The 13567-nt window shown below is 47.1% G+C and carries 4 protein-coding genes; all 4 read left to right on the top strand.

Features of this window, described 5'->3' with window-relative positions:
- Nucleotides 1-431 precede the first annotated feature (431 nt).
- The 4 genes from R7041_RS08315 to R7041_RS08300 all read left to right on the top strand — a co-directional run bounded on the left by R7041_RS08315 (nt 432) and on the right by R7041_RS08300 (nt 13195).
- Nucleotides 432-1730, top strand: coding sequence for a hypothetical protein (locus tag R7041_RS08315; RefSeq protein ID WP_206949623.1), 1299 nt, complete (start codon nt 432-434; stop codon nt 1728-1730).
- A gap of 7 nt (nt 1731-1737) precedes the next feature.
- A complete protein-coding gene (locus R7041_RS08310; protein WP_231972288.1) occupies nt 1738-2685 on the top strand; it encodes a formyltransferase family protein in 948 nt (315 codons plus the stop codon).
- Between the two features lie 142 nt (nt 2686-2827).
- The gene (locus R7041_RS08305) at nt 2828-3442 is read left to right on the top strand and encodes a phage tail protein (protein WP_005373442.1); all 615 of its coding nucleotides are present in this window, start codon (nt 2828-2830) and stop codon (nt 3440-3442) included.
- A gap of 120 nt (nt 3443-3562) precedes the next feature.
- Nucleotides 3563-13195 (top strand): Ig-like domain-containing protein, encoded by a 9633-nt coding sequence (locus tag R7041_RS08300; RefSeq protein ID WP_213987635.1) that lies wholly within the window; start codon nt 3563-3565, stop codon nt 13193-13195.
- Nucleotides 13196-13567 lie beyond the last annotated feature (372 nt).

The following is a 13567-nucleotide window of genomic DNA, read 5'->3' as shown; positions in this document are numbered from 1 at the left end:
AACTCAGTATATTGTATAAAAGTCGGTCAACTTTAGGAGGTTTGGTTTCTCGTCTGAATTACGCAACAAAGCCTCTGCCTGTTAAAAGGCTTTCATATTACACCACACTTGAGTGCCGCGCTTACCTCTATTAAGGAGACTGCGTGGCTGCCATATGTCAAACGATCTTGCCATCGAGGGGATTGGCAAGCGCTTGCTTTAGAAGAATCACATCGAAAGGCCTATTACCCTAACTATTTACTACTCTCTGAATTTACAGGATTAGAACTGTTTTTATCTCAATTTTTCTGCCCAATTTTGTCAGTACGGTTTATGAAGTTAGAGCCGGGAGCTGAGATATTGTAACGCGGACCTCTGGCATATGTTTTTCTCAAGTACAGGTGTGTTACATCATTAACTACTGCTACAGCGGCAAGTGAGGTTCATGAATTATGCAAAAAGGCTCATCTATAGAATTCTACCAGCAACGTCCTCAATCTCGTGAGACGGTCGGTGTTGAAGAAGTGCAGCAACAAACTCAACAGTTTGGTTTTGCTGAACCCGAAATGGATGAGCTGCTTAAGTACTCATTACGGACTCAACTTGAGGCTATGCTCCAAAACCAACTCAGCACGGCTGAACGCCAACGGCAACTGAAAGAGAGTTTCGCTGCGGCAGTTGAGCTCATATTGAAGGAGACGAAAGTTGAGCACCGAACACTGGTGCAAGCCTTTCAGAGCATGTATGGCAACGCTTGCCAATCTCTTTCTCTGGCTAAACTCACTCAAGAGGAACTGACCCGACAGTACATTTCCACGTCTGGGCTGGTGATGTCCCCACTTAACTGTAAACACACCATCAAAGATGTGTACCGAATTAAAGGCTTTGCGTGTGGTATAAACAAAGCTATCCAACATATGCTTGCCAACAAGTCACAGGTTAAAGTGCTTTATCCAGCTTGCGGCCCCTTTGCACCATTGCTGCTGCCTTTACTTGCTCACTACAAACAAAGTGATCGAATTAGCGCAGAGCAGCTTCAGGTGACACTAGTAGATATTCACCCCGGAGCCATTAAAGCACTCAATCAATTGATCGCGGATCTCGATATCGCAGACTACATTGAAGCCTTAGTGGAAGAAGATGCTACCCAATTTTCGCCAACTCAAACGTTTGATCTCCTGATACTTGAAGCGATGCAGCATGGCTTTAGTCGGGAAGGGTTCCTCAGCATCGCGAAACATTTGGTTCAATATTTACATATTCAAGGCGAAATGATCCCCAATCAGGTATCTGTGCGCGCCATGATGGTCATCGGGGAGACGGAATTTAATCAACAATGGGAAAAAGCAGAGTATGCACATTCCAACCATTGCCAGCCGGAAGCGATCGATGATCGAATTGATCTGGGAGAAATTCTTAACGTCAATAAAGCCATGTTGCTCAGAAGCGAGATTTTTGAGCTAGATGGTGGAATAAAAATGCTGCAAGGCAACACCATTGAGCTGCCGAAAGATGTGCCAGATATGGCAAAACGTATCCTCGCCATTTACAGCCATATCGATACTTACGGAGATGCGATGGTCGGACAATACGACTCTGGTATTACCCATCCTAAACCCGACATGACTTTTTATGTGGATGCCAAGCCCAAAGCTGTTGAACACCATTACTTTGAAGCGAAGGGAGGGGATAAGGTCAGTTTCTATTATCAGTTAACCGGATTGCCAGGTTTTGTCGCCACCCATGGATGATTTCGATATGCAGCAAAAATACGTCGTTTTTACAGGAAGTTGTTACGCCTTGCCCATCATTCAGTTGTTGGCACAACAGCATAAATTGGCGGGCGTGGTAGTACCGGAAGGAGAACTAAATCCTGACTTACAGCAGCTACAGAGCTATCTGAGCGCTCAATCGATTCATATTGCTCAGTATACCGCCAATGACAGCAGTGCTTTGATAGCGCAACTCGATGTTTGGCGAGTCACGGATGGCGTTATCTATTTGTTCAGGCACATAGTTCATTCCTCGCTGTGTCAGTTTTTCAACGGAAACTTGTACAACATTCATCCGGGAAAGCTGCCCGAGTATCGAGGCCCGATGCCTCTCTATTGGCAATTAAGAGAGGGTTTAGACACCTTTAGCCTCACCCTGCATCGTCTTGAGGCATCGGCTGATTCCGGCGCTATAGGAATGGAGTTAGAGGTACCATTTCACCCGTTTGAGACCTTAACCAGTGCTCAGCAAAAAGCGTCACAAATGACGGCTAAGCTGATGTATGACTTCCTCATCGCGCAACAAAAGCAAGGGCTGGTTTGGCGTGAACAAGTATCAAACCCCCACGAAGTGGCACGAGCAGTAAACCAACATGATCTGCACCTTCGTTGGAACGTGCAAACGAGTCGCGAAATCGTCAACTTAGTGCGAGCAGGCAATCATGACTTCGGTGGTGCGATGTTGAGCTTGCCAAGTGGTGTCGCCAATGTTTTGCAAGCAAGCGCAATGGAGACTTCTTTAGTCGGTGTAGAGGCGGGGAGAATTCTCGAGATCAGCCCACAACATGGGTTACAAGTGAAAACGTTAGATAGCGCCATATCAATAGATGTTATTGCTACACCGCAAGGCGTGTTTTCGGGTTATCGCTATGCGCAAATGGCTGGGCTAGATGCTGGGATGTCATTGCTCCAGCACGCTTCTGCTTGTGAGTAAATATCTCAATACGGCTCTTTGCGGCAGTGATGAAGCCCGTAACGGTATTTAGTAATGCGAGATTGGAAAGTTTTAACCAACCACACCAATTTCGTTATGGGCTGGTTTTAACTTAAGTGTATACGTTGAAAGGAAGAACAGTATGGCTACAGAACCGTATCTTGGGACACTAACCGCATTTGGTGGCAATTTTGCAATTAGAAATTGGGCAATGTGCTCGGGGCAAATGCAGGCAATTGAAGATAATCCAGCGCTCTTCTCTCTAGTTAGCACTCTATACGGAGGTGACGCCCGAACTACCTTTGGTTTACCTGATTTGCGTGGCCGCAGTCCAGTTGGTGTAGGCACACGACCTGGGGGGATGGATTATCATCAGGGAGAAAGATTGGGTACTGAACTGGTAACTATTGATATAACTCAAATGCCAGCACACTTACATACGGCAATTTTTACCCCTCTTGGCACTTCTGCACCTGTAACAGGCAGGATGCAGGTTGCTACCAATGCTGCAAATACACAGGTACCCGATAGTAATTCGTATATAGCGCAAAACTCTACCCCCGGGTTCTATAAACCGACGTTTCAGCAACCAGATTTGACCGAGATCGAAGGCTTAAGTGTGTCTGGTAGTGGCTCGGGCGGAGGTACTGTAACTGTGACTGAAACAGGCGGTTCAATGCCACTTAATATTCTGAGCCCGGTATTGCCGATTAATTGGTTAATTGCCACTGCGGGAGTATACCCACCGCACAGCTAATCAACCAAGAAAGAATTGGCTGAATCTTTAGCTAATCCTTTCCTATAAAAAAATTAAATATTTAAGTTGATTATGATAACCCGGCCATGTTGATAAGGCCGTCATCTTCAGGAGAGGAAAATGAGATTACATCGTCAGGTTGCGATCGCAATTACAACAGCATGGGTGTTCTCAGCGTTTTTTTCCGGTGGAGCCTGGGCTGCACAGCAAACGATTAACTACTCTAATGGTTCAGGTTCCAATTTTAGTGAGGTGGAGACCGGCGTCACAGGGGGTATGCCCTCAGTCACTCTTACCAATGCAGGTACTGTATCTATGGTATTAGATGCGGGCACTAGCTCGGATGGCACTCCGTTTACTGGCCTAAATGACCTCGGATTTGTAGCTGGTGTTCTTTACTCAAATACCATGATTAATGAGTTCAACAATCGTGGCTTCCGCTTTTTTGAGAAATCAAGTACTAACTTCAGTTTCGACGAAATTACCTATATGCAGGGGTCGGCCCGAGACTCAGATAAAACGTATCAACTTGTGTTAACTGGCTTCTCTAATGATATTCAAACAGTGACCGAAACTGTCACCTTGCCAAAAGGTGGTGAAGCAAACTCAGGGTTACAGGACTTGTTTACCCTGACCCGTGGTACAGATTTTAATGATTCGGCATGGCAGGACGTTGATACAGTGACTATGGCGTTTACCCGAAGTCCGGGTGCTGACTCTCGTTATCTTATCAGAAGTATCAAGATTGATGACGCTGCGGTTTCAGACTCTACCGCGCCTACTTTTGTCAGTGCGAGCTCAACTCCCACTGATGATGCAACCAATGTTTCTGTTAGCAACAACATCGAGATTGCCTTCGATGAAAATATTGAGCTGAAGAGCGGCAATATTACCATTCGTAATGTTACCGACAGTCGCGACTTTGAAGTATTTAATGTTGCCACCGAAAGCGATGGCACAACAACATCACCAGGCGCTGGTCGCATCAGTGTTACCAACAATAAAGTTTACTTAAACCCAACCAGTGATCTGGCAGGGAACCGGACCTACGCCATTCATATTGAATCCAGTGCCGTGGCTGACAGCGCAAATAATAGCTTCGCTGGGATCAGCGATGATGCCACATTTAACTTTACGACAGTCGATACCACGCCAAATGCGCCATCTACACCCGATTTAGATGCTAGTTCGGATACCGGGCCATTAAATACTGATAATATTACCAGTGACACTACACCAACGTTTAGTGGGACTTCTGAGAGTGGATCGATCGTTACTTTATACAGTGATCAAGTCGGTGGAGGTGCAACGGTTATTGGCACAGGCACTGCTACTGGAGGAAACTGGCAGATAACAACCAATGAGTTGGCGTCTGGTATTACACATGCAATAAGTGCTAAAGCGTCTGATAGCGATGATAATGTTAGCTCGGCATCCAACGCGTTAAGTGTCACCATTGATACAATAGCACCATCCGTAGTGAGCATTACCACGCCGATTGAGGCTGACAGTATCGTCAACGCTGCAGAAGACAACGATGTGTTGATCGCTGGCTCCGGCGCGGAAGCAGGCAACAGCGTGACCGTGACTATCACAGACAATAACAGCTCTGTCAGTCGTACGGTGACGGCCGACAACTCAGGCAACTGGACGCTGAGCGGCAGCGAGCTGGATGTGAGTGGCCTGAACAATGGCACCCTGACGGTGTCTGCAACCCAAGCAGATATAGCAGGTAATATCTCCACCGCAGCTAGCCAGAGTGTTACCCTAGACAATGCAGCCCCATCAGCAGTGACCATCACCACGCCGATTGAAACCGATGGTATTGTCAATGCGGCAGAAGACAACGACGTACTGATTGCTGGCTCCGGCGCGGAAGTAGGCAACAGCGTGACCGTGACTATCACGGACAATAACAGTTCTGTCAGTCGTACGGTGACGGCCGATAACTCAGGCAACTGGACGTTGAGCGGCAGTGAGCTTGATGTAAGTGCGTTTAACAACGGCACCCTGACTGTGTCTGCAACCCAAGCAGATATAGCAGGTAATACTTCTACCGCAGCCACCCAGAGTATTACTCTGGACAATGCAGACCCATCTGCTGTAATCATCAATACGCCGATTGAAACTGATGGGGTCGTCAATGCGGCAGAAGACAACGACGTACTGATCGCTGGCTTCAGTGCGGAAGCAGGCAATAGCGTGACCGTGACTATCACGGACAATAACAGCTCTGTCAGCCGTACGGTGACGGCCGACAATTCAGGCAGCTGGACGTTGAGCGGCAGTGAGCTTGATGTCAGTGGCCTGAACAACGGCACACTCATAGTTGCTGTGACGCAATCGGATACGGCGGGTAATACCTCCAGAGTGACCACCCAGAGCATTACCTTAGATAACGCCGCACCATCAGCTGTGACCATCACTACACCGATTGAAACCGATGGTATTGTTAATGCAGTGGAAGATAACGATGTGTTGATTGCTGGCTCCGGCGCGGAAGCAGGCAACAGCGTGACCGTGACTATCACGGATAACAACAGCTCTGTCAGTCGTACGGTGACGACCGACAACTCAGGCAACTGGACGTTGAGCGGCAGCGAGCTGGATATCAGTGGCTTGAGCAATGGCACCCTGACTGTGTCTGCAACCCAAGCTGATATAGCAGGTAATATCTCCACCGTAGCCACCCAGAGCGTAACCCTAGATAACGCAGCGCCATCCGCTGTTACCATTTCCACGCCGATTGCAATCGACGGTATCGTCAATGCGGCAGAAGACAATGATGTGCTGATTGCTGGCTCCGGCGCGGAGGCTGGCAATAGTGTGACCGTGACCATCACGGACAATAACAACTCAGTCAGTCGTACGGTGACGGCCGACAATACCGGGGCTTGGACGACTATTGGCAGTGAGTTTGATGTAAGTGCGTTTAACAACGGCACCCTGACGGTCGCGGCGAGCCAGAGCGATGCGGCGGGCAACACCTCCAGTATAGATAGCACAACAATTACGTTAGATAACGTGAGGCCAACTGTTTCTTTGAGCAGCTCAGACCTTGATTTGATCTCTGGCGAAACGGCGAGTATCACGTTCACCTTAAGTGAGTCCTCAAGTGACTTTACTGAGTCAGGTGTCACCGTCACTGGCGGCAGTTTGTCTAACTTTGCGGGCAGCGGTGACAATTACACGGCCACCTTTACGCCGGATAGAGACAGTACAAGTACAGCGACGATTAACGTGGCGGCAGATTTCTTTACCGATGCTGCCGGGAATAGCAACACTGCTGCGCCTCAACTGTCTATAACCGTTGATAGTTTAGTGCCGAGTGTGACTATCTCCAGTGATAAATTGGCGCTGAAAGCGGACGAAACGGCGACCATTACCTTTACCTTAAGTGAAGCGTCGAGCGATTTTACCGAGGCGGATATCACGGTTAGTGGCGGTACTTTGTCTGGTTTTGCTGGCAGTGGTAGCAGCTACACTGCGACCTTTACACCAACGGAAGAGAGTGCGACGAGCGGTACTATTGAAGTTGCCACAGGCACATTTACCGATGCCTCTGGTAACACCAATAGTGCAGCTACACCACTTTCCATCAGCGTCGATACTGTGCTTCCAACCGTTAGTATCACTAGCTCCAGCGCTGCGTTGAAAGCGGGTGAAACGGCAACACTCACGTTTACCTTGAGTGAAGCCGCAACTGATTTTTCCGAAGCCGATGTGACCGTGGCTGGAGGAACTCTTTCTAACTTTGCGGGCAGTAGCGCCAGTTACACGGCCACCTTTACACCTGCAGAAGAAAGCACTGAGGATGCAACTATTGATGTTGCAGCCGAGAAATTTAGCGACGCTGCAGGCAACCTCAATACTGCAGCGACTCAGTTGTTGATTTCAGTGGATACGGGGATCCCGGCTGGACATAGCATCAGCATTGATCAGGAGAGCATTAACAAAACCAACGAACAGGCGATGAGCTTTACCTTCTCAGCAGCTGAAGTGAACGCGATGTTCACTTATCGCGTGACTGACGGTACCACGACCATTGACGGCGCTAGTCAAACAATCTCCTCGGAGACCATGCAAGTAACGGGTATTGACGTCACTGGTTTGCAAGAGGGGACGTTGACAGTAAGTGTGGTGGTAAGCGATGCCGCAGGCAATGCATCTGATGCAGTGACGGATACGGTGACTAAACGCTACGATGTCGCGCCAACGGTAGTTGATGATAGCTTCTCGACTGAGGAAGATACGGCGAAACAATTTAATCTGTTAGCCAACGATTCCGATGTTAATGATGACATGGTCGCTTCTTCTGCAACGATTAAAACGCAACCAATTAAAGGTCAGGTGTCGATCAGCAACGGCGTTGTTACCTATACGCCAAATAATAATGAGACAGGCACAGATAGCTTTACCTATACCGTGAAAGATGCCCTGCTGCAGGAGTCGCAAGAGGCGACAGTGACCGTCACTATCATGGCTATAAATGATGCGCCAGTCGCTAAAGCGCTGACCATCAACACCGACGAAGATACCGCAAGCGCAGCAGTCAGCGCGCGTAGTCAAGCGGAGGATGTTGAAGATGGCATCCCAACGGGTGATTTATCGTTAGTTAGTTTGCCTCAAAAAGGACAAGTAGCCATTGATCAAACTGTAGGCACTTTTGTATATACGCCGAATCCGAATGAAAATGGTAGCGATAGCTTTACTTACACGATCGCAGACAGTGAAGGCGGCGTTTCTCTTGCGGCCACGGTCAGCGTCAATATCGGTTCCGTCAATGACTCACCAGTAGCGGAGGAAGACAGTTTTACTTTTGATGAAGATATCACATCGACACTCGATATTTTAAGTAACGACAGTGATATTGAAGATGGGTCATTCACCCCGAGTAGTATTACCCTGCAAGATCTTGGTCAAGGAGAGGGGGTATACAGTTTTGCCACGGTCAGTGTCAATGTCGATGGGACCTTAAAGATTGTACCAACAGCGAACGTTAATGGTCAACATAGCTTTACCTACATGCTAACCGATAGTGGTCAAGCAGTCTCAGTGCCTGCAACCGTCACGCTCAATATTACGCCAGTGAATGATGCCCCCGTTGCTGTTGATAACAGTGCACAACTACTAGAGGGAGGCTCCTTCGAGGTCAATGTATTAGGCAATGATAGTGATGCCGATGTTGGAGACAGTTTTGAACTCACTAGTGTCACAGTCGTCGATACGCCAGCACATGGCAGTGTGAACGTGACGGCGTCAGGAGCGATTGTTTACAACCCCAATGAGAACTACTTCGGTGAAGATAGCTTCACCTATACGGTGGCAGACTTAGCAGGTGCTGTATCTAACGCCGCAACAGTGACCATGACAGTAACACCAGTCAACGACGCACCAATGGCGCAAGCACAGTCACAAACGCTTGATGAAGACAATAGTTTGGTGATCACGCTGGTTGGTTCAGATATTGATAACGATGATGACACTCTGCAGTATCTTATCACTGAGCAAGTCAGTCATGGCGTGCTAGAGCAGTTGACCAATAATAGTTGGCGCTATACACCAGAAGCGGACTTCAATGGCTCCGACTTCTTCTTGTTCAAGGTCAACGACGGTGATCTCGACTCGACAGAGGTTCGTGTCGATTTGACGGTTAATGCAGTCAACGATACACCAACCGCGACCGATATCAGTGCTACGGGAGAGGAAGAAATACCGCTGACCATTACTTTAAATGGTAACGATGCAGAAGGCTCATCTTTGAGCTATCAAATTGTAAAATCGCCAGTCAACGGTAATGTTACCGTCACAGGCAATCACGCGGTTTATACGGGTAACAGTAACTTCTTTGGTCAGGACAGTTTCACTTACAGCGTAAGTGACGGAGAACTTACCTCTGGAGTGGCGTTAGTGACCATCACGGTGAATAACGTTAATGACGCGCCAGTGATTACGGGTACCCCATCGGCGCAAGTTGATGAAGATAGTGTGTATCAGTTTGTGCCCGCGGCATTGGACAATGACCCAGCGGATACTCTGACCTACTTGATAGCTAACAAGCCACCTTGGGCTACATTTGACAAGACAACAGGAGCGCTTTCTGGCACGCCAAGTAACCGTTATGTGGGGACTTATCCAGGTATCGTGATTAGCGTATCCGATGGCACTATTTCTTCCTCATTGTCAGCTTTTTCGATTACTGTGAATAACGTTAACGATGCACCCGTTATCTCTGGTTCACCAGCAACACAAGTGAATGAAGACAGCACCTATCTGTTCACGCCACAAGTGTCAGATGTTGACAGCCAAGCCTTCACCTTCAGTATCGTGAACAAGCCATCTTGGGCTAGCTTTGATGCATCAACAGGCACGCTTAGTGGTACACCAGATAATGGTGATGTTGGCAAATATCAGGGCATTGTTATCTCGGTTTCTGATGGTCTCACGACCACAATGCTCAATAGATTCAGTATTGTGGTTAACAATGTCAATGACGCGCCAGTGATCAGTGGCACTCCTGCTCTTACCGTCAACGAAGGCAGTACGTACCGCTTTGCGCTGCAGGCATCGGATGTTGATAGTAGTAGCTTGAGCTTTTCAATCCGCAATAAACCATCATGGGCAACCTTTGATAGAGCAACTGGGTTGCTAAGTGGTACGCCGGAAAATGAGCATGTTGGCAGCACCAATAATATTGTTATTAGTGTCTCAGACGGTGAGCTAAGCACATCTTTAGCAGCGTTTAGCATCACGGTAATCAACGTCAATGATGAGCCAGTGGCGGTTAATGATACCTATGTCTTTACCGAGAGTAACGATGGTAGCTACTTATTGGATGTACTCAGCAACGACAGCGATGTTGATCTAGATACATTACAACTGGAATGGGTTAAACCTACATCTGGAACGGCAACGATTGTGGGCAGTCAAATCCAATTGGTAACGACCTCAATTGGTACAGTGGCAGTGCAATACAGTGTGAAAGATGGTAACGGTGGAAAGGCCACCGCGAAAGCAATCGTGACAATTAAAAGTGCGAAATTGGACGCACCAACAATAGCCGCACCTTCAGATATCGAAGTGAACGCAACTTCGCTCTTTACTAAAGTTGCATTAGGCTCTGCTGTGGCACGAGATAGTACAGGCAAGCTATTACCTGTTTCATTGGTCGACAGCACGACCTTTTTCCGACCTGGAACTAATACGGTCTATTGGCGCACTCAAGACTCTGATGGAAACGTCGCTGAAGCTAGTCAAACGGTAACAGTGTATCCACTGATAAGTATCTCCAAAGATGCGCAAACCACGGAAGGCACCAATCATAGCGTATCGATACACCTTAACGGTCCTTCGCCGAGCTACCCAGTAATCATACCTTATACGGTTTCAGGAAGCACGGACAGTGATGACCACACGCTCACCTCTGGTGAAGTGGTGATACCTAGTGGTACCGAAGGCAAACTTTCGTTCGAACTACTTAATGATGGACAAAATGAGGGCGTTGAAACCTTAGTGATTGATCTGGACAGCACCCTTAATCTAGGTAGTAAGCGTCGTTACACCTTGACAATCTTTGACGAGAATGTGGCTCCGAAGGTCACGGTAAGTGTATCTCAGGCGGGGGAGCAGCGGAGCCAAATTGAAAATGGTGTTGAACCGGTCACAATCACGAGCAGTGTTAGTGATGCCAATATGTCCGATATACACAGTTTCAGATGGAGTAGTGATAGCGATGTACTTAACCAAGCGATTGCGGGGCAGATGTACAGCGAAACATTGACTTTCTCTCCGCAATTACTGAGTTCAGCGATTTACAATTTGCAATTGACAGTTACTGACAATGGCACTCCACCATTATCAGTGACACGGAATGTCTATTTAGAAGTGGTACAAACATTGGCGGAGCTCGGGAGTGAAGACAGTGATGGCGACTTAATCCCGGATGATCAAGAAGGTCATAATGATAGTGATGGTGATGGTATCCCTGATTATCTTGATGCAATTTCTGACTGTAACGTAATTCAACAGGTTGTGTCAGAAAAAGATCGCTTCCTCATTGAGGGGCAGCCAGGTGTCTGTTTACGCAAAGGAATAACCATTCTGACTAACGCAACAGGAGGAGCTTTATTGCTGGATGAGGAGCTTCCTAAAGATATCAACATGAAGAGCATAGGGGGAATCTTTGATTTTGTAGTAACTAATTTGCCGCTGCCCGGCCAAAGCTATCAATTAGTTTTGCCTCAGCGTTTACCTGTTCCAGCAAATGCAGTGTACCGAAAGTATAACGCTGAACAGGGGTGGATAGACTTTATTGAGGATGCTCAAAACACGGTTTCTTCTAGTGCTGGCGAGGCTGGTTATTGTCCGCCACCAGGGCACAGTTCATGGTCACAGGGTCTGACTGAAGGTGACTGGTGTGTACAACTTACCATTGAAGACGGTGGTCCGAACGATGATGACGGATTGGCTAATGGCAGTGTCGTTGACCCTGGCGTCGTTGCCGCTCGTGTAAGCAATAATACACTCCCTCAAGCGATTGACGACAATGCGTTTGTTAGTCTCAATGGTACGGTGACGATCGATGTATTGAGCAATGATGCTGATGCTGATGGTGATGGGCTGAAGGTAAGTCGCGCTTCTGTAGATATTGGTAGTGTTAGTGTGGTTGATAACAAACTAAGTTATGTCACTCAACCACAGTACTACGGGGAGGCTTTGATCACTTATAGCGTAACGGATGGTAATGGTGGAACGGGATCGGCGAAGGTGACGGTAAATGTGGTAAACAGTCAGAATCCGAATGCGGTGGACGATAATATTACCACCGATGATCGTACCCCTGTCACGGTTTATGTCCTTGCTAACGATACCGATCCGGATAACGACACATTGAAGTTGGTTTCAGTCCAAGCGCAGTATGGGCAGGCGGTCATGAATGCAGATCAGAGCGTGACCTATACCCCTACCTCAGGGTTTGAAGGCAATGATGTGTTGACATATATCATTCAGGATAGCCAAGGCCTGCAAGACGCGGGGAAAGTTATAGTGACCGTTAAGTTGGTAAGAGATGTAAAGGTTGAAAATACTTCAGCAGGATCATTGGGTGGCATGGTGTTGATGCTTTTGATTTTGTTAGGAGCCATGCAACGTTATGGAAGAAACAGTGCTCTAGCACTAATTGCTGTGTTTAGTTTTAGTAGTCAAGCGGGCTGGTATGTTGATGTTCAAATGGGGTCAAGCCATGCAGATGAGCGTGATGCTGTTAAAGGTGATAACGTAATCTCTACTGACAACACCGGGTTCTATCGCTCTGTCGGGTTGGGATATACTTTTTCTGATCAATGGTCTGGAACTATTCGTTATATTGATATGGGTGAAGGTAGTGCTACATTGCGTAGTGCTACTACTTCACCAGAAGACTATCACGCCAATGTCGCATCTATAGCCCCACTCCTTGTTAAGGGCATGGGCTTCGACATCGGTTATAAGTTCTGGCAATACAATTCATGGTCCGCAAAACTGAGTTTGGGGGGCTTGTTCTGGGATACCGATATTGAAAGTACGTATCAAGGCAGCAAGATAACGACGGAAGTGGATGGTTTTGATGGATATATTGGTGCAGAAGTTGGCTACAACCTCTCAGATAATTGGGAGATCGGTATCCAAGGCGCTCGTTATTTTTTACATGAAAATGATGTTGATATAATTGCGGTACAACTTCGTTATTTTTTTGAGCCGTTAACAGCGTATTAACCTAGGGTTTGGTATTTTTCGATAATTTGTATCCTAAGCGATCATGAAGCGATATGGTAAATTACTGGAGATTAATGTCGTGATTGTGATCTTTATTATATAGGTCAATACTCTATAACAAATCCTTAATTACCTTGAAGTCTTTTCTTCTTTAACATCTAGCGAAAGATAGTGTTTTGATAGAGTGTTAAGCAGAACTTACTGTTCGATATTAGAAAAATAAGGTTCATTGAATGCTCGATGTGAACTTAAAAGAAGATGATTTACGCAATAGGGTTGCTGGTGGCGCTGAAAGTGTCAGCGTGATACGTCGCTTTACTTGAACCTAGTGCGTCTACAGTTGAAGAAATATAGTGTTGGGGCTGAAGCCAA

The organism is Vibrio sp. 1751, assembly GCF_033339895.1.
Taxonomy (GTDB): Bacteria; Pseudomonadota; Gammaproteobacteria; order Enterobacterales; family Vibrionaceae; genus Vibrio; species Vibrio alginolyticus.
This window is presented reverse-complemented; position numbering and strand designations above follow the sequence as displayed.